Below are 17616 nucleotides of genomic sequence, written 5' to 3'. Positions count from 1 at the left end.
CTACGGGTTTTGAGAGCTAGCGGTAATTTTCGTTCATATTATGGAGCTTTAGTCTACGGAAGGCAGGATGGATTGTCAGATTGGTGGCAGCCATGCCGCCTTTGGGTGGGAAGGGTTTGGAGGTTCAGTAGTTGTATTTATTTGTAATAATTTGTATTGCTGGGGTGCGGGTTTTTGGCTACAGACGATAAGAGCTACCTGTGATCCCTGGCTTTGGTCTGGGGCATTCTGCGGCGAGAGGCCGAGCGCGGGTTTTATCAATTTTGAATGGGGCAGTGATCGCTGATGGGTGAGCTGCCTCGACGATATATGAATGACATGCAGGGGAAGAAAATGGATCTTAAAGGTAAAACAGCAATCGTAACCGGTGGTGGCCGTGACATTGGCCGCGCCTGTGTGATGGAGCTGGCCCGCCGTGGCGCCAATGTAGCGATCAATTACCATGCCAGCGCCGAAGGGGCGGAGAGCGCAGTTGAAGAAATCACCGCCACAGGCGGCCAGGCTTTCGCCCTGAAAGGCGACCTGACCAAGGAAGCCGAGGTCCAGGCCCTGGTGACAAAGACTGTTGAAACCTTCGGTCAGGTGGATTCACTGATCCATGTCACCGGTGGCATTCTGGCGCGGGTTCCAATGGCAGAAATGACCCTTGATCACTGGCAGGCTGTGATGGACGTCAACCTGACCTCTTTTGTGCTGGCGGTGCGCGAATGCCTGCCTCATATGCCCGAAGGATCGTCGATCGTGGGTCTGGCTTCGCAGGCTGGCCGTGATGGTGGTGGCCCCGGCGCCTCTGCCTATGGGGCCTCCAAAGGGGCGCTGATGACCCTGACGCGTGGTCTCGCCAAAGAGCTGGGTCCAAAGATCCGGGTCAACTCGCTGTGTCCCGGCATGATCGACACCGATTTCCACAATATCTTCACTAAACCCGAAGTGCGCAGCCATGTGGCCAATATCACGCCTCTGAAGCGCGAAGGCACCTCGGAAGAGGTCGCCAAACTGGCGGCCTTCCTGGCCTCGGATGATGCCGCATTTGTGACCGGCACCAACGTGGATATTAATGGCGGCACGCTGTTCTCGTAACGGCACAACATGTCTAGCAGGCGCGTCCCTCCGGGCGCGCCCTTTACTCCTGAGAAGGGCGACAGATGAAACTAAGTGGCAAGCACCTGATAGCAGGAAAATGGATTGGGACAGAGGAACAGTTCCTCTCCGATCCGGCTCAGGGAGAAGCGCAGAGCTTCTCGGTCGGGACCGTGGATCTGGTTGATCAGGCCGTATTGGCGGCCGAGGACGCCTTTTGGAGCTACGGCTACAGCAGTGATGCAGAGCGTGCCGCCTTTCTGAATGCCATTGCGGATGAGATCGAAGCCCGCGCCGAGGCGATTACCCAGATCGGCTCGGCGGAAACCGGACTGCCTGAGGCGCGTTTGCAGGGTGAACGTGGCCGCACAACTGGCCAGCTGCGGATGTTTGCCGCCCACATTCTCGACGGCAGTTATCAGGACCGGCGCCATGATGCGGCGCTGCCGGATCGCGCGCCCTTGCCTCGCTCTGATCTGCAATTGGTCAAACGGCCTATAGGGCCGGTTGCGGTTTTTGGCGCGTCAAATTTCCCTCTCGCCTTTTCCACCGCAGGTGGCGATACCGCCTCGGCGCTGGCGGCGGGCTGTCCTGTGGTGCTGCGTGGCCATTCCGCCCATCCCGGCACCGGCGAAATCATCGCCCAGGCGATTGACGCCGCCATTGCCAGCTGTGGCCTGCATCCTGGGGTGTTTTCCCTGATCCAGGGCGGCGGGTTTGAGGTCGGCGAGGCGCTGGTCCAGCATCCGCTGATCAATGCGGTTGGCTTTACCGGGTCTTTGCGCGGTGGCCGGGCGCTATTTGACCTCTGCGCGCGACGCCCGGACCCCATCCCATTCTTTGGCGAACTGGGCTCGATCAACCCAATGTTCCTGTTGCCTGCGGCTCTCTCTGCACGCGGTACCGATATAGCCAAGGGCTGGGCGGGGTCGCTGACCATGGGGGCGGGGCAGTTCTGCACCAACCCCGGCGTGGTGATCCTGCTGGATGGGCCCGAGGCCGACCAGTTCCAGGCCGATGCCTTACAGGCCCTGCAGGCGCAGGGCGCGCAGACCATGCTGACAAAGGGCATCGCCGCGGCCTATGCGCAGGGGCGCGAAGAGATCGCTGCGGGCCATGGGGTGACCACCCTGTTGAGCTCTGACGCTCCGGATGATCGTTCAGCCACCCCGGCGATTTTTGTCGCTTCCGGCGAAGATTGGCTGGCCAATGACGATCTGTCCGAAGAGGTCTTTGGCCCGCTGGGCATCATCGTGCGGGTTGCCGACATGGCAGAGATGCAGGCGGTCGCCAAGGCCCTTAAAGGCCAGCTGACCTGCTCCCTGCATGGCGATGACGCTGACCACGGGGACATATCGGCGCTTCTGCCAATTCTGGAGCGCAAAGCCGGACGGCTGTTGGCCAATGGCTTCCCTACGGGTGTCGAGGTCTGCGATGCGATGATGCATGGCGGCCCCTATCCCGCCTCGACCACCTTTGGCACCACATCTGTTGGCACCATGGCGATCCAGCGCTGGTTGCGGCTGGTTTGCTTTCAGGATCTGCAGGGCTTTGTCCGCTAACGGCCTGTGATGTTTTGAACCTGTACTGGGCATGCTGCAATGCCCAGTGCCGGGGCATTGCCCCTTCAATTTTCAAGCGATGATGACAGGGCGTAAGATGACGGATCATAAACCACGGGTCGGCGAACCTATCGAGCAAATGTCCCTTCAGACGGTCACAGGTGAGGCGCTGACAATCGGGCAATCAAAGACACGCTGGACCATGGTCTTTGTCTACCGGGGCCGCCATTGCCCGCGCTGCAAACGCTTCCTCAATAAGCTGAACGCGGTTCTGGCGGACTGGACCAGGGTGCTGGATGTGGTGGTTGTCTCTTCTGACAGTCAGGAAAAGGCGCTGGCCGACAAGGCTGAGTTCAACTGGGATTTTGACCTCTGCTACGGGCTGACCGTTCCGCAGATGCGCTCACTTGGGCTCTATGTGACGGAACCCCTGTCAGAGGCGGAAACCTCGGGTCTGTTTGCCGAGCCGGGTGCCTTTGGTCTGCGTCCGGACGGGACCCTGATGCTGGTGGATATCTCCAATGGCCCGGCTGCACGTCCTGATCTCGAAGAGTTGCTGGACGGGATGACCTTCAATATCGAGAATGATCGTCCCGTCAGAGGCCTGGCCTGACTGGTATCTGGCCCGAAAGGACCGCCGGATTAGGCCTGCGCGATCCGCGTTGCGTTGCGTCGCGAGGCTGGGGAAGTGACCAACAGGACGGCACAAAGCCCCCCGATGGCCAGTTCCAGGACTAGGATTTGCAAAAGCCCGGCACCCGGCATGCCATCCGCCACCAGGCTCACCAGGCGCGAAAGCCCATAGGAGAGGTAAAGCGTGGCTGACACGATCAGAGCCAGGTCTGTCAGCTGCGCCCGGAAGGCTCCGACCAGGATGAACAGGGCAGAGATCAACAGCATCCCGCCCGAGGCCCGCATTTCATTCAGCAGGTTCACATCCGTGCCAAGCTGAATGCCCGCAGTGGCGTGAAACTCATGCGGGAGAAACAGCACGCCAATGCTGACTGCCAGGGCGATCAGGCCGCTAAGGCCCAGGGTGGCTTTGGTAAGGGTCATTCTGAGCATGAGAATCTCCTGTCGGTGTCCAGTGATTGCTGTGGTGTGAAGGCACTGAGATAGCCGCTGGGGAGAGATGAACAATGTTAGTTTGTCCGGCATTGCTATCCCATCGTCCAGAATGACTGGACTTTGGGGGAAATCCAGCTCTAGGCTGGCCCGCAAGATGCGAAGCAGCGATGCCCATATCCCGGACCCGGCCAAGGTTGCCCATCCCCTTGGCGACCCCTTGGGGGAGATCCTGCATCTGCTGAAACTGACCGGAACCTTTTACTGCCAGTCAGACTTGACAGCCCCCTGGGGGATCGACATCCCGCCTCTGCAGGGGGCCATGGCCATTCTGGTGGTCACGGAGGGGCAGTGCTGGCTGGAGCTCGCCGGGGAGGAGCCGCTGGCGGTGGGGGCCGGAGATCTCATCCTGCTGACCTGTGGTCCAAAACACCGATTGCTGAGCACACCGGGCGGCAGTTCTGTTGAGCTCGCCCAGCTGCCTGTGCATCAGGTGAGTGAAGCCTATGAGACATTGCAATTTGGCGGCGGCGGGGCGCTGACCCGCGCCATGTATGGGATCGTCCGTTTTGATCACGCTGCCGGGCAGCGGCTGGTGTCGCTGCTGCCAAAACCACTGCACGTCGCCAGTTGGGGGGCGCAGTTCAGCGACTGGCTGCAAAGCACCCTGCGGTTTATCGCCTGCGAGGCCCGCGCATTGCGCCCCGGTGGCGAGACCATGATCACCCGGCTGGCGGATATCATTGTCATCGAGACAATCCGCAATTGGATCAGTTCCGCGCCCGAGGCACAGGCGGGCTGGCTGCTGGGGCTTCGGGATGCGCAGATCGGCCGGGCTATCCGGGAAATGCATCGCACTCCGGCCCAGGATTGGACCGTGGCGGATCTGGCGGGGGTGGCAGGCATGTCCCGGTCGGCTTTTTCTGCCCGCTTCACCGCGCTGATGGGACAGCCTGCGATGCAGTATTTGACCGGATGGCGCATGCAACTGGCGCGTGCGCAGCTGCTTGACGGTGGCCAGTCGCTGGCCGCAATCGCACAGGGCCTGGGCTATCAGTCAGAGCCCGCCTTTAGCCGGGCCTTTAAACGGGTCTATGGCCTGCCGCCGGGGCGGTTGCGTCAACAACGCGGCGCAGGGAAGAACCCGCAAAATCCCGACCCCAGTGCGGCGCAGTTGGGGCCGGGATAGGCGACCAAGGGGGGTAGGCTTTCCTGAGGCGCGAAAAGAACTTGGCCGCCCTTTTGGAGCGACGTCCGGGCAACCCGCTCCAAACTTGCTCCCGCCTCAGATGGTCTTGGTGACCTCAGGGGGCCTCACAGAGATTGCACCGGTGGGGATATGCCCCTGGGCGCTGACTGCGGCGGGGCCGAGCCCCAGAACCAGGCTGGCGGCGGTTATTGTGGCGCTGCCACCGAGCAGGGCAAGAGCGAGGAATTTGAGCAGGGGAAGGATGGAAGAGGTCATGTCTGGCGTCTTTCTGGCAAAGGCTGCATCGGTTGCGTACCTTGGGTGAAACTCCAGGAGGTGTGAGATCAAACCTCCCTCGGATGCCGTGATGACTACGCCATTGCAGATGCCTAAATATTGACCTTAGGTGCCAAAGACTTGACAGCTAATGCCAAAGGCGGAACCCTTGGTCACGAATTGGTTACCGGTATTTCAAGTGCTCCAGCTTTTGAAAACTGCCTGCTTTGGAGTGACATCTTGCCCACCCTTTCTGCAATCTACGCAAGAAAACAGATCGAACATGCGGAGCGAGTTGCTGACAAAGGCTGGCTGTTTGACCTTATTGGCCTGACACCAGAAAACATTCAGGACCCTTCGGCCACAGTGTCGGAACTTGACTATTATAGCCTGATGGAGGCGATCGCCGAGACCGAGCTGCCGAATGTCGAATTCCACATGAAAACCTGCCGCAGCATGCGCTGCGATGAATTTGGTCTCTTTGGTCTGGCGCAAAAATCGGCCCCTACCCTACGTCAGGGGTTTCAACGGATCTGGCGCTACATTCGATTGCACAACCGGGTGTCGGCGTTTTCAGCACAACAGGAGGGCGACCAGTTTTGCTGGTCACGCACGACACCTCATGCGGACAGGTTGGGGGCTTATCTGTCTTTTGAAGCGGCCATGGGCACCACATTGACGCTGTGCCGGGAGACAACCTGTCAGGATCTGAAGCCCAGCCACGTGCAGTTTGCCCATGAACGTCAGGGATCTATTGAGGCGCTTGTGGCGCATTTTGGCTGCGTGCCAGAGTTCGGGGCCCCGTCCGATGCGCTGTATTTTGATATCGCAGACGTCGACCGGCCCTGTGCCATTGGCGATCCTGGGATTTGGAACTTTTTGTTCAGCCATCTGGATCAGGAGCTGGCCAAAGAACAGGGGGAAGACCAACCCTTTGAAGCGCAGGTGATCGAAGAGATTGCCAAGCTGCTGACCGGTGGTGTGCCGCAGCTCTCTGATGTTGCCCAAACCATGGGGCTCGGCAGCAGGACCTTCCAACGGCGGCTGAATGAACGTGGTCAGAGCTTTCAGGCGATGGTTGATAAGGCGCGGCAAAAACTGGCGGAGCAGCTGATCAGTGGCTCAGGCTATTCATTTTCAGAGATCGCCTTTCTAACCGGGTTTTCTGAACAAAGCGCCTTTTCCCGCGCTTTCAAACGCTGGTCTGGCCAAACACCCAAGGCCTATAGAACCGGACTTCGGACTGAGACGGTTTCGGGAAACCGTCCAGAAGCCTATCCCAACCGGGTATAACAGGTAACAGTCATCCAGCTTGCCAGGACACCTGTAGCCATGCGCTGGGCAATTTGCGCTGGCATCAGGAGGGCTATCACCCCGCGCGTTCTCGCATTAGGGTGAGGTGAGCTATCTTCAGCCTCCCTTTTGTGCCGGAATGCCATGTCCAGACGTCACTACAATTTTCCGCCGTTGACGACTCTGTCAGCTTTTGAAGCGGCTGCGCGCCATCTGAGCTTCAAGAACGCGGCGCAGGAGCTATCGGTGACACCGGGGGCCGTGAGCCACCAGATCAAGGCGCTTGAGGGCGAGCTGGGCACAGTACTGTTTCAGCGCCAGCATCGCGGCGTCGCCTTGACAGCAGAGGGGCAGGCCTTGTTTGAAACCCTGTCTGCCTCCTTTGGGCGCATATCCAAGCGGTTGGAAAACATCCGGCAAAGCGACGCGCTCGAGAAGATAACAGTTGGGTCCACAACCGCAGTTGCGGCCCTGTGGCTCTCCCCTGCGATCATTCGGTTCTGGCGGGAGTTTCCCAATCTGAGCATTGATCAGCTTACGCAGGATACGGTGTTTCTGCCGCGCGTGGATCTCGATTTTGTCATAAGATACGGACGTGATTCCAACTCCAAGCTGCGCCAGACGCCGCTTTACCGGGATGAGCTGGTGCCAGTGGGTACCCCAGAGATGGCCCGCGATCTGGCCGATGCCTCCCTGCCCGAACTGGCAGGGCGTTGGTTGATCCATCTGGAGAGCGCTGGGCGCGACTGGACCACCTGGGGCGAGTGGTTCAAGCAGCTCGGCCATGCTGGCGATCTGGGGGCGGGCACCCGTGTCACCAACTATTCCGTGGCCCTGCAACTTGCAGGGAAGGGCGCCGGCCTGGTCCTTGGATGGCGGCGTTTGGTACAGCCGTTGATAACCGCCGGGCAACTCTCTGTAGTGGGCAGCCATGTCCTGACGGCGCCGCGAGAGTTCTACCTTGTTGAGTATTCAGATGATGAATTGTCAGAAAAAGCCGCGACCTTCAAAAAATGGATCCTGAGCGAGGTGCCAGAGCACTCGACTTAGATCAGCTCATCTGAGAGTGAGGTTTTCTGATATTGAGAGCAGGCAGAGATGCGCTTCAGGCTACGGGTCTAGCTCCACCCCGTATTTGAGGCGACACTGATGAACAGACATAGCCCCCTTTCACCCGTCATGACGGCAGTCAACACCGCCAAGGGCCTGCCAAATGCGCATTACATCGATCCAGAGATCTTTGCCGAAGAAAAGCGCTCGGTTCTGTTTGCCAATTGGGCGGGCCTGGGTTTTGCCAAGGATGTGCCAGAGGTGGGCGATGCCATGCCGATGGATTTTTTGGGCATGCCCTTATTGGTGGTACGGGACCGGGATGGGGCGGTTGGGGTGTTTCAGAACACCTGCCGCCACCGAGGCATGATCCTGGTGGATAAGCCGCAAAAAATCGCCGGTGCCATTCGCTGCCCCTACCACAGCTGGTGCTACGGGCTGGATGGTGCGCTGAAGGCGACCCCCCACGTGGGCGGGCCGGGTCAGAACCGGCACAGCGATGTGGACCAGAATGAGCTGGGCCTGTTCCGGGTCCGCAGCCATGTCTGGCGCGACGTGATATTCATCAACATCGATGGCACCGCGCCGGAATTTGAAGAGGCCCATGCCACCCTGCTGGAGCGCTGGAAAGAGTTTGACCAGCCGGTTTACCCCGGCGGCGAGATCTCGTCGTTCCAGCTGACGGTAAAGTCCAACTGGAAGCTGGCGGTGGAGAACTACTGCGAAAGCTACCACCTTCCCTGGGTGCATCCCGGGCTGAACAGCTATTCCCGTCTCGAGGACCACTATAATATCGAAGAGCGCGGCGCGTTTTCCGGGCAGGGTACCCTGGTCTATCGTCAGCTTACGGCAGAGGATGGCAGCAGGTTCCCCGATTTTGCCAATCTTGGCGCCCAATGGGATGAGGGGGCTGAATACATCGCGATCTATCCCAATACCCTGATCGGAGTGCAGCGGGACCATAGCCATGCGATCATTCTGGAGCCGGTAGACTGCGGCAAAACCATCGAACACATCGCGCTCTACTACGCCAAAAGTGAAGCGAAGACACCGGAACACGAGGCCCTGCGCCTTACCAATGCGCAGCAGTGGAAAGTTATCTTTGAGGAAGATGTCTTTGTGGTGGAGGGCATGCAAAAGGGCCGCCATGGCGAATTCTTTGATGGCGGTCGCTTTTCCCCGGCAATGGACGGGCCGACCCATAATTTCCACCACTGGGTGGCCAGTCAGGTCGAACTTGGCCGCACCTTATGAGCGGGTTTTCCGGGCGCGCCTTCGCCCTGTCAAAGGCTTGAGAAATGGACCCGACTTCGTTGGAACAGGCCCTGCTAAAGGCTCATGCATCAGATGACTCTGCGGCGCTGGTACGGCTCTATACCCTTGCGGGAGATGCCGCAGAACAGCGTGCGGACGGGGATGCCGCTTGTTTTTATCTGACCCATGCCTTTGTCTTTGCCCTAGAGGCGGGCGCGCCCGAAGCGTCCATTCTGAACACCCGTCTGGCCGAACAGGGCCGGGCGCATCTGCTTGAGTTTTGATTTCAGCCCAAACGACGTGAGAAAGATCCAGACATGCGCACAGAAGCACAGGCCGTTGTTATCGGCGGCGGAGTTATCGGCTGTTCCATCCTGTATCATCTGGCAAAACTCGGCTGGTCAGATGTTGTCCTGCTGGAACGTGACGAGCTGACCTCGGGGTCGACCTGGCACGCGGCGGCCAATATCCACGGGCTGCACGACAGCACCAATATCAGCCGCATCCAGCACTATACTATGACGCTCTACAAGGCGCTGGAAGAAGAGACCGGGCAAAGCTGCGGCGTGTTTCAACCCGGCTCGCTCTATCTGGCGCAGACCAAAGAGCGGGAGCATCAGCTGAGGTTGCAGGCCGCCAAGGCCAAGCTCTACGGCATGAACTTTTATGAGGTCAGCATCGAAGAGGCCAAAGCGCTGAACCCGATGGTGAATTATGACGGCATTCGCTGTGTGATGTATGAACCGGATGGGGGCAATGTGGACCCATCAGGGGTGACCAATGCCTATGCGATAGGGGCGCGCCAGCGTGGGGCCCAGATCCACCGGTTTACCCCAGTCACAGCCACCCGACAGCAACCGGATGGCACCTGGATCGTCGAAACCCCCAAGGGCAGCATACAGACCCCCTGGGTGATCAATGCTGCCGGGCTTTGGGGGCGTGAAGTGGCAAAACTGGCCGGGATCGAGCTGCCGCTGCAACCAACCGAACACCAGTATTTTGTCACCGAGACCATGGTGGATGTGCAGGGGGCCGGGCGTCGACTGCCCTCGGTCAGTGACCGGGATGGCGAATACTATCTGCGCCAGGAGGGGCAGGGTCTTCTGGTTGGCGCCTATGAAAAAGACATGAAGTTCTGGGCCGAAGAGGGCACGCCGCTGGATTTTGCCCATGATCTGTTTGCCGATGATCTGGAACGCATCGAAGACAATATGATGAACGCCATCGAGCGCGTCCCTGCGGTTGGCGAGGCCGGGATCAAGCGGGTGATCAACGGGCCGATGATCTGGTCGCCCGACAGCAATGTGCTGATGGGGCCGGTGCCGGAACTGGAGGGCTATTTTTGTTGCAATGGCATCATTCCAGGTTTCTCGCAGTCCGGAGGCATGGGGTTGATGGCAGCGCAATGGATCATCGAGGGCGAAACCCAATACGACATGTTTGCCTGGGATCTGGCGCGGTTTGACAGCTGGGCCACCAAGGATTTCACCATGGCGCGGGTCAAAGACCAATATGCCCATCGCTTTGCCATCCATTTCCCCAACGAAGAACGCGGCGCCGGCAGGCCAGCCCGCACCCGTCCGATTTATGAGACCCAAGCCGAGCTTGGTGCTGTCTTTGGGCTCAACGCTGGTTGGGAGCACCCTCTCTGGTTCGCCGATGCCCCTGGCGCTACAGACACCAATGGTTTCACCCGGCAGAACTGGTTCGACCCGGTTGGCGAGGAATGCCGGATGCTGCGGCAGCGCGCAGGTATTATCGACATCTCCAATTTTGCCAAATACCGCTGTAAGGGGCCAGGTGCCGAATCCTGGCTGAATGCGGTTTTTGCCAATACGATGCCCAAAACCCTGGGGCGCTCCTGCCTCACCCCACTGATCTCTAAACGTGGTGGCATTGCCGGGGATTTTACCGTGACCCGTCTGGCGGAGGATGAGTTCTGGGTGATCGGGTCAGGGATGGCGGAACGCTATCACAAGCGGTTTTTCAAACAGGTTCCGCTGCCCACAGGTACCACATTTGAAAGCCGGACCGAGGCGGTCTGCGGTTTTAACGTAGCGGGCCCTAAATCGCGGGACCTGTTGCAACGGCTGACCAATGTGTCGCTGGCGACTACAGATTTCCCCTTCATGCGCTCGGCCCGGATTGAGCTGGCCGGGGTCGAGGTGCTGGCCCTGCGGGTGTCATTCACCGGGGATCTGGGCTGGGAGCTGCATTGCAGAGAGGAAGACCAGATGCGGCTCTATGAGGCGCTGCTTGCAGCAGGGACTGAGTTTGGCGCCGGACCGGTTGGCAGCCGTGCGTTGATGTCGCTGCGGGTCGAAAAAGGCTATGGCTCCTGGTCGCGGGAGTACAGCCCGGAATATTGGCCGCAAGAGGTCGGGCTGGACCGGCTTTGCAAGATGCAGAAGGACTTTCTCAACAAAGCGGCCGCGGCAGAGGTGATGCAGAATGCTCCGCGCGAAACCCTGGTTCTGCTGCATCTTGATGAGACAGAGGTGACCGCTTCCAATGCTGATGCCACCGGCGGGGAGCCGATTTTTAAGGGTGGCAAGGGCATCGGGCGGGTGACCTCTGGGGCCTATGGCTACACGGTCGGGATGTCGCTGGCGCTGGGCTATGTCAAAGATGCTGTTCCGGGAGATGCTGTCGAGGTTATGGTGCTGGGACGCCCGCATCGGGCGGTGATCCTGTCAGAGCCGCCTTTTGACCCGGCAGGCCAGATCCTGCGGGGCTAAGACCCGCGCTGGGCCTGCAGGGCTTTCTGATCCAACAGGATCTGCAGGCACCCCTGCAGGGCTGCGGCATCATCTGCGATCAGCAGGCAGGGGATATTGCTTAGCTCGGTAACGGTCGGTGGGCCGCTCAGAAAACTGTCAGAGAACAGATCAAGCCCCCGCGAGGTGAGCAGGCTTCGGGCGACGCTGCCGGCAAAGACCAGACCAGCGCGGGGCATATATTGGCAGATCATTTCTCGGCACAATAGGCCCAGAACACGGGCAAACAGTGTCACAGCAGCGGTGGCGTGACTGTCTGTTCCCCCTTCAAATCGAGACATGATATCCCGACCGGGCAAGTGATTGTGGGATAACTCTGTGTAGATGCGTTCCAGCCCCGCGCCGCTGAGCCAGTGTTCGACATGACGTGAACCCGTGGCCTGTTCGCCAAGGTGAGCGCGCAAAAGATCAAGCGCGGCCTGGGGCAGCTGAGCATGGCCCATCTCGGCCTCAAAGGCCATGGTTGTACCGTCGGCCAGTTGTTTCGACAGGCTGACATTGAAGCCGGTGCCAATGCCCACCACCAGGCTCTGCCCCGAGGCTGCAACTGGCTGCGGGCCTCCAAGACGGGTCAGGGACTGCGACTGGGACAGCTCTGGCAGCGCATGGCTGAGCGCCGCCAGATCATTCACCAGAACCAGGCTTTGTGCCCCTGTCATCTCTTTGATTGGTCCTTCGTCAAACTCCCAGTTCAGATTGGTGAGCCGCGGCGGGGTCTCATGTACCGGCCCGGCAATCGCCAGGCAGGTGCTGGTGATCCTGGGGGCATCAAAGCTGGTCAGATACTGCGTCAGCACGTCATAAAAGGACGCGAACCGGGCATTTTCAAAATGACGCAGAGATGCACCCTGCAGGCCAGAGGCATCTGCAAGCGCAAGGCGGGTATTGGTGCCGCCAATATCTCCAATCAGGTAAGTCACTTGGTCACGTTTTTCCTGGGTAAAAGCATGGCCTAGCAGGCCACGCCTTCGGGTTTTTTGCCAAGGATGATCATCCCCAGCAGGTCGTCATCGGTGACGTCATCAACATCCACCACTCCGACTAGTTTGCCGTTTTTCATTACACTGGCCCGATCACAAAGCTGCATGACATCGTGGATGTCATGGCTGATCAGAAAGATGCCAATGCCCTCGGCCTTGAGCTGCTCGATAAGCTCTGAAACCATCTGTGTTTCATGGGGGCCAAGCGCCGCTGTGGGTTCATCCATGATCAGGATCTTGGCGTTGAAATAGACTGCCCGGGCGATGGCAACGGATTGCCTTTGGCCGCCAGAGAGTGCCGAAACCGGATCGCTGAACTTTTGGAAGTTTGGGTTGAGCCGCGCCATGATCTTGCGGGTTTCCGCCTCCATTGCGTCGTCATCAACCAGGCCAAAGGGCGTAACCAGCTCGCGGCCCAGGAACAGGTTGGAGGCGGCATCCAGATTATCGGCAAGCGCCAGGGTCTGGTAAATGGTTTCGATCTGCAGCGCCCGGGCGTCGCGCGGGTTGTTGATCACAACCTTCTCGCCATTGACAAAGATCTCGCCGCTATCTGCCTGATAGGCCCCCGAGAGGATCTTGATCAGGGTCGATTTGCCGGCACCGTTATGGCCCAGCAGACCGACAACTTCGCCGGGGTGCAGATCGATGCTGACGTGATCCACGGCATGGACGCCGCCAAAGGAGATACAGACGTCGCGCATTTCAACAAGAGGAGTGGTCATCAGGCGCTTCCTGTCCGTTTGCGATAGAGAATGTCAATCAGGACGGCCAGAACCAGTACCGCGCCGACAACGATGTTTTGCAGGGGCGCATCAACGCCCACCATGGCCATGCCCGACTGCAGCGACTGCATGATCAAGGCGCCAAGGATCGCGCCATAGATGGTGCCAACGCCGCCAGCCAGGGCGGTGCCGCCAATCACGGCGGCGGCGATCACCCGCAGCTCATCCAGGGTGCCAATGTCATTGGAGTGGTTGGTCAACCGGGCCGAGGCCACAACCGCCGAGAGGGCGCAGAGCCCGCCCATCAGGGCAAAGATCTTCACCGTCAACATACGGGTGTTGATGCCAGAGAGTTCAGCCGCGTCCGGGTTGCCGCCGGTGGCAAAGATATAGCGCCCTAACCGCGTGCGCCGCGCCAGAATGGTCATGGCAATGGCCAGGGCGATGAGCACCAGAACCGAAATCGGAATACCGTAAGCCTGGGTGAACCCTTCCGGCATGGTCTCGCCGCGGGCCTTGAACTGGCTTTGCAGTTTCCGCAGTGGCACATGGTAGGCGTTCAAGGTGGCGACAAAGCCAAGGATAACGCTGGCGGCAAAGCCACCCAACACATATTCCGCCCAGAGTGGTTTGACGGCAAACCCATGTTTCACCTTGTTGCGCCGCGCACTGTAGAGCCCAAACAGCGCCGCAGCTGTCATCACCAGCCCAACAACCCAGGAGCCCGTGGAGCCGAGGGTGCCGTTGATACCGCCGAATTTCTGAAAGGTGGCATCCAGCGGGCCAATGGTCTTGCCGCTGGTGAGATACCAGGCGGTATTGCGCCAGACCAGCAACCCACCAAGGGTGACGATAAAGGCGGGAATGGTCAGATAGCCAATCAGGAAACCGTGGAAAGCGCCGATCAGAGTGCCCGCAAGCAGACCAACCAGAATGGTGAGCCACGGGGTGAGCGGGTGATCAAAGCCAAGCCCCAGCCAATGGGGCAGCACCTGTGTCTGTGTCATGGCCATCACCGCCGAGCAGGTCGCCAGCAGGGCGCCAACGCTCAGGTCAATGTGGCGGGTGACGATGACAAAGACCATGCCAGTGGCCATGATGGCCACCGATACGGTCTGCACCGTCAGATAAAAAATATTGCGCGGGGTCAAAAACAACCCGCCGGTTGCCAGGTCAAAGCCAAGGCACAGCACGACAAAGGCGCCAACCATGCCAAGGAGGCGGAGGTCGATTTCCAGAGTCTGGAAAACATTGCGCGTCCGGGTGGCGGACGGCAGATCAAGATCTGTCTGGGACATGTGAGAACAATCTGTCAAAAGGCGTGAAGGCCCGCCGACCGGATCAGGATCGGGTGGCGGGCCGACTTTAGGTGCTTACTTGCAGGGCGCGGGACCGTTGGAAACACCCTGGCACAGGGCTTCCTGGCTGATCCAACCGGCGTCAACGACGGCTGCCAGATTGTCCTTGGTCACAGGGATCGGCGCCAGGAACTTGGCGGTCATCGCGGTGCCAGCAGGTGAGGTCCAGCTTGCGGCGCCATCGACATCGGCCATGGCGCTGCCACCGGCCAGAGCCACGGCGATCTCACCAGCGGCTTTGCCCAGCTCGCGGGCGTCTTTCCAAACCGACACGGTCTGATGACCCTTGGCCACACGGTTCAGCGCGGCGTGATCGCCATCCTGGCCAGAGACCGGAATACCTTCCATGCCCTGGGCCGTCAGCGCTGCAACAACACCGCCTGCGGTTCCGTCATTGGAGGCAACAACCGCGTCTACTTCGTTGTTTGCAGCCGTGAGGATCTGCTCCATGTTGCGCTGGGCATTGGCGGGCAGCCAGCCATCTGTATAGGCCTCGCCGACAATTTTAATGTCGCCGGAATCAATGGCGGCCTGAATGATCTCTTGCTGGCCGCCGCGCAGGAAATCTGCGTTTGGATCGGTAGGCGAGCCCTTGATCATGACATAGCGGCCCTTGGGCATCGCATCGAGCACGGCACGGGCCTGCATGCGGCCAACTTCGACATTGTCAAAGGTCAGATAGAAGGCGCGGGGATCTTCGATCAGGCGGTCATAGCCAACCACCGGCACACCTTCGTCATCGGCAGCCTGAACAGCCGGGCCAATGGCCTGGGCATCCTGCGCCAGAATGATAAGCGCATCGGCGCCCTGAGCAATCAGGCTTTCAACATCCGACAGCTGTTTTGACGAGGAGCTCTGAGCATCCGCCGAGATATACTTTGCACCTGCGGCCTCCAACGCAGATTTGATCGCGGCTTCGTCGGTTTTCCAGCGCTCTTCCTGAAAATTCGACCAGCTGACGCCGACGACAAGATCATCAGCAAAGGCTGCGCCTGCCAAAAACGTACTGGCGACCACGGCAGCAGTTGTAAGAAATTTCATGGTTTTCCTCCCTAAGGTTCTCGGCCCTGCGTCGAATTCGTTGAAACGACTGAGGCATACCTGATGTTACCCGGATAAATTTGCAAATCAAATTAAATCGCCTACTATGGCGTTACATGTCTTTTCGATGCAGGCTGTTGCGGTCAAAAAGGTTTGAAAATATGTCGCCTGAGTCTTTCTAAGCTATGGAAAACAACTGATTTATGAGCGGAGAACTACGTCAGAATGGCCGCCGGGCACTGTTGAGTGAAATTCGCCGCAGCGAGATTGCTCCGCGCATCGAACTATCCGAATCGACCGGCATCAGCCGCGCTACGGTCACCACAATCACCGCTGACCTAATCCGCGAAGGTCTGATCGAAGAGGTGCGCGACGCCACTCCAAGCAAGGAAATCCGCCGCGGCCGTCCCAAGGTTGACCTAAAGATACGCGGCGCCGCGCATTATGTTGTCGGCATCAAGATTGCCCATAGATCGCTGTCCATGGTGCTGCATGATTTTGAAGCCAAGCAGCTTGCCGACCTTGAGATCGACCTTGAGAAGAGCGTCTTTGAGGCGGCAGAACTGGCTGCGGAGCTCAAACAGGCAATTACCGATCTGGCGGCCAAGGTCGGTCTGACCCTTGAGGAACTCTCTGGCATCGGCGTGGGCATTGCAGGCACTGTGGATGCGCAGAACGGGCTGGTGTACTGGTCGCCCTCGCTCAGCCAGCGCAACCTTGAGATGGGGCGCATCCTGCGGGCCTATCTCGGCGTGCCGGTATTCATCGACAATGACGCCAATCTTGTTGCCGTGGCGGAACGGGCCTTTGGCCTGGGCAAGGGGCATTCCAATTTTATCGTCGTCACCATCGAAAGCGGTGTTGGCATGGGCGTTGTCATTGACAATGAACTGTACCGGGGGAACCGGGGCTGTGGCGCGGAGTTTGGCCATACCAAGGTACAGCTGGACGGGGCGCTTTGCCGCTGCGGCCAGCGTGGCTGCCTGGAAGCCTATGTGGCGGATTATGCGCTGCTGCGCGAGGCCAGCATTGCCAGGCCGGATGAGGGCACTACCGGGGTTGATGATCTGCTTGAGGCGGCGCGCAAGGGAGACTCCGTTGCCAAGGTGATCGTGGGCCGGGCAGGACGCATGTTTGCCATGGGCCTGTCCAATCTTATCAATATCTTTGATCCCGAACTGATCATCCTTTCCGGGGAACAGATGCAGTCGGACCATCTTTATGCCAGCGAAGTCATCGAGGCGATGCGTGGCTCTGTGGTTCAGCTCGACAAGCCGGGACCAGAAGTGGTGGTGCATAAATGGGGCGATCTGATGTGGGCGCGCGGTGCGGCGGCCTTTGCCCTCGATCAGGTTTCTGAAATCGCCATTACCGGGAGGCAGCTGAGTGCGCATTGAGGTCCTGGTCCTATGGGTTTCAGCCCTTTGTCCGGCCCTGGCGGGTGCTGAGCCGCTGTTTCAGCCAGAACCGGCCCCAGATCATAGTTATGACGGCGGCTGGGAGCACTATGTTGGCGGTGGGCTTGCGGTCTTTGATTGCGATGGCGATCACCGGCCTGATCTCTATGCCGCTGGCGGCGAGAACCCGGCGCAATTGCTGCGTAATGGCTCTGAACCGGGCGGAGAGCTTGTCTTCACGCCTGACACGCCAGAGGCGCTGTCACTCACAGGGGTGATCGGGGCCTATCCACTGGATATCGACAGTGACGGACACCAGGATCTGGCCATTTTGCGGGTCGGAGAGAACCTGTTGCTGCGCGGTCTTGGGGCCTGCAACTTTGAAGCCTTTGCACCCGAAGGCTTTGACGGTGGCGATCGTTGGACCACGGCATTCTCTGCCACCTGGGAGCAGGGGCAGGATCTGCCTACCCTGGCCTTTGGCAACTATGTGGATAGGGACGATCCCGACGGCCCCTTTGGGGCCTGCGATGAAAACCAACTGCTGCGTCCTGAGGGGCAGAGCTATG

17 protein-coding genes are annotated in these 17616 nt (G+C 59.3%); 11 read left to right on the top strand and 6 right to left on the bottom strand.

Features of this window, described 5'->3' with window-relative positions:
• Positions 1-333: 333 nt before the first annotated feature.
• From ABJP42_RS11255 to ABJP42_RS11245, 3 genes are all read left to right on the top strand, one after another.
• Entirely contained in the window at positions 334-1080 is a 747-nt protein-coding gene (locus tag ABJP42_RS11255) for an SDR family NAD(P)-dependent oxidoreductase (protein WP_348340404.1), read from the top strand.
• Positions 1081-1145: 65 nt separating this feature from the next.
• Positions 1146-2642, top strand: a complete 1497-nt coding sequence (locus tag ABJP42_RS11250; RefSeq protein WP_348340403.1) for an aldehyde dehydrogenase (NADP(+)) — start codon at positions 1146-1148, stop codon at positions 2640-2642.
• A 97-nt stretch (positions 2643-2739) separates the two neighbouring features.
• Positions 2740-3255: a redoxin domain-containing protein gene (locus tag ABJP42_RS11245; RefSeq protein WP_348340402.1), complete on the top strand. Its 516-nt coding sequence runs from the start codon at positions 2740-2742 to the stop codon at positions 3253-3255.
• A gap of 29 nt (positions 3256-3284) precedes the next feature.
• On the opposite strand, the gene ABJP42_RS11240 is transcribed toward ABJP42_RS11245, so the two are convergent.
• A complete protein-coding gene (locus tag ABJP42_RS11240) occupies positions 3285-3698 on the bottom strand; it encodes a DUF4345 domain-containing protein (protein ID WP_348340401.1) in 414 nt (137 codons plus the stop codon).
• Positions 3699-3819: 121 nt separating this feature from the next.
• Here ABJP42_RS11240 and ABJP42_RS11235 point away from each other — a divergent pair, with 121 nt between their 5' ends.
• On the top strand, positions 3820-4896 hold the full coding sequence (locus ABJP42_RS11235; protein ID WP_348340400.1) for an AraC family transcriptional regulator: 1077 nt from the start codon (positions 3820-3822) through the stop codon (positions 4894-4896).
• Positions 4897-4992: 96 nt separating this feature from the next.
• Here the strand turns inward: ABJP42_RS11235 and ABJP42_RS11230 are convergent, their stop codons facing one another.
• The gene (locus ABJP42_RS11230) at positions 4993-5172 is read right to left on the bottom strand and encodes a hypothetical protein (protein ID WP_348340399.1); all 180 of its coding nucleotides are present in this window, start codon (positions 5170-5172) and stop codon (positions 4993-4995) included.
• Between the two features lie 240 nt (positions 5173-5412).
• On the opposite strand from ABJP42_RS11230, the gene ABJP42_RS11225 reads away from it, so the two are divergent.
• From ABJP42_RS11225 to ABJP42_RS11205, 5 genes are all read left to right on the top strand, one after another.
• The gene (locus tag ABJP42_RS11225) at positions 5413-6465 is read left to right on the top strand and encodes an AraC family transcriptional regulator (protein ID WP_348340398.1); all 1053 of its coding nucleotides are present in this window, start codon (positions 5413-5415) and stop codon (positions 6463-6465) included.
• Positions 6466-6639: 174 nt separating this feature from the next.
• A complete protein-coding gene (locus ABJP42_RS11220; protein ID WP_348340397.1) occupies positions 6640-7515 on the top strand; it encodes a LysR substrate-binding domain-containing protein in 876 nt (291 codons plus the stop codon).
• Between the two features lie 99 nt (positions 7516-7614).
• A complete protein-coding gene (locus ABJP42_RS11215; protein ID WP_348340396.1) occupies positions 7615-8769 on the top strand; it encodes an aromatic ring-hydroxylating oxygenase subunit alpha in 1155 nt (384 codons plus the stop codon).
• 44 nt (positions 8770-8813) lie between these two features.
• On the top strand, positions 8814-9053 hold the full coding sequence (locus ABJP42_RS11210; RefSeq protein WP_348340395.1) for a hypothetical protein: 240 nt from the start codon (positions 8814-8816) through the stop codon (positions 9051-9053).
• Positions 9054-9086: 33 nt separating this feature from the next.
• Positions 9087-11507, top strand: coding sequence for a GcvT family protein (locus ABJP42_RS11205; protein WP_348340394.1), 2421 nt, complete (start codon positions 9087-9089; stop codon positions 11505-11507).
• On the opposite strand, the gene ABJP42_RS11200 is transcribed toward ABJP42_RS11205, so the two are convergent.
• From ABJP42_RS11200 to xylF, 4 genes are all read right to left on the bottom strand, one after another.
• On the bottom strand, positions 11504-12466 hold the full coding sequence (locus ABJP42_RS11200; protein WP_348340393.1) for a glucokinase: 963 nt from the start codon (positions 12464-12466) through the stop codon (positions 11504-11506). The genes ABJP42_RS11205 and ABJP42_RS11200 overlap by 4 nt on opposite strands.
• Before the next feature lie 32 nt (positions 12467-12498).
• Positions 12499-13251, bottom strand: a complete 753-nt coding sequence (locus tag ABJP42_RS11195) for an ATP-binding cassette domain-containing protein (protein ID WP_348340392.1) — start codon at positions 13249-13251, stop codon at positions 12499-12501.
• Complete coding sequence (locus tag ABJP42_RS11190) at positions 13251-14549, bottom strand: sugar ABC transporter permease (RefSeq protein ID WP_348340391.1); 1299 nt, start codon at positions 14547-14549, stop codon at positions 13251-13253. Before ABJP42_RS11190 ends, ABJP42_RS11195 begins: the two co-directional genes overlap by 1 nt.
• A gap of 75 nt (positions 14550-14624) precedes the next feature.
• Positions 14625-15650, bottom strand: coding sequence for a D-xylose ABC transporter substrate-binding protein (gene xylF / locus ABJP42_RS11185; RefSeq protein WP_348340390.1), 1026 nt, complete (start codon positions 15648-15650; stop codon positions 14625-14627).
• A gap of 203 nt (positions 15651-15853) precedes the next feature.
• Here xylF and ABJP42_RS11180 point away from each other — a divergent pair, with 203 nt between their 5' ends.
• On the top strand, positions 15854-17047 hold the full coding sequence (locus ABJP42_RS11180) for an ROK family transcriptional regulator (protein WP_348340389.1): 1194 nt from the start codon (positions 15854-15856) through the stop codon (positions 17045-17047).
• A partial coding sequence (locus ABJP42_RS11175; protein WP_348340388.1) for an FG-GAP-like repeat-containing protein occupies positions 17037-17616 on the top strand: 580 nt, incomplete at its 3' end. The genes ABJP42_RS11180 and ABJP42_RS11175, both read left to right, overlap by 11 nt.

This window comes from Pseudophaeobacter sp., from assembly GCF_039971195.1.
Lineage (GTDB): Bacteria > Pseudomonadota > Alphaproteobacteria > Rhodobacterales > Rhodobacteraceae > Pseudophaeobacter.
Note: the sequence above shows the minus strand (reverse complement) of the source record. Positions and strands in the feature narration are given on the sequence as shown.

Excerpts from the sequence above, each read along its gene's own strand:
- ABJP42_RS11255 (WP_348340404.1), top strand. The coding sequence starts at position 334 with ATGGATCTTAAAGGTAAAACAGCAATCGTAACCGGTGGTGGCCGTGAC.
- ABJP42_RS11250 (WP_348340403.1), top strand. The coding sequence starts at position 1,146 with ATGAAACTAAGTGGCAAGCACCTGATAGCAGGAAAATGGATTGGGACA.
- ABJP42_RS11245 (WP_348340402.1), top strand. The coding sequence starts at position 2,740 with ATGACGGATCATAAACCACGGGTCGGCGAACCTATCGAGCAAATGTCC.
- ABJP42_RS11240 (WP_348340401.1), bottom strand. The coding sequence starts at position 3,698 with ATGACCCTTACCAAAGCCACCCTGGGCCTTAGCGGCCTGATCGCCCTG.
- ABJP42_RS11235 (WP_348340400.1), top strand. The coding sequence starts at position 3,820 with ATGACTGGACTTTGGGGGAAATCCAGCTCTAGGCTGGCCCGCAAGATG.
- ABJP42_RS11230 (WP_348340399.1), bottom strand. The coding sequence starts at position 5,172 with ATGACCTCTTCCATCCTTCCCCTGCTCAAATTCCTCGCTCTTGCCCTG.
- ABJP42_RS11215 (WP_348340396.1), top strand. The coding sequence starts at position 7,615 with ATGAACAGACATAGCCCCCTTTCACCCGTCATGACGGCAGTCAACACC.
- ABJP42_RS11210 (WP_348340395.1), top strand. The coding sequence starts at position 8,814 with ATGGACCCGACTTCGTTGGAACAGGCCCTGCTAAAGGCTCATGCATCA.
- ABJP42_RS11205 (WP_348340394.1), top strand. The coding sequence starts at position 9,087 with ATGCGCACAGAAGCACAGGCCGTTGTTATCGGCGGCGGAGTTATCGGC.
- ABJP42_RS11195 (WP_348340392.1), bottom strand. The coding sequence starts at position 13,251 with ATGACCACTCCTCTTGTTGAAATGCGCGACGTCTGTATCTCCTTTGGC.
- ABJP42_RS11190 (WP_348340391.1), bottom strand. The coding sequence starts at position 14,549 with ATGTCCCAGACAGATCTTGATCTGCCGTCCGCCACCCGGACGCGCAAT.
- xylF (WP_348340390.1), bottom strand. The coding sequence starts at position 15,650 with ATGAAATTTCTTACAACTGCTGCCGTGGTCGCCAGTACGTTTTTGGCA.
- ABJP42_RS11180 (WP_348340389.1), top strand. The coding sequence starts at position 15,854 with ATGAGCGGAGAACTACGTCAGAATGGCCGCCGGGCACTGTTGAGTGAA.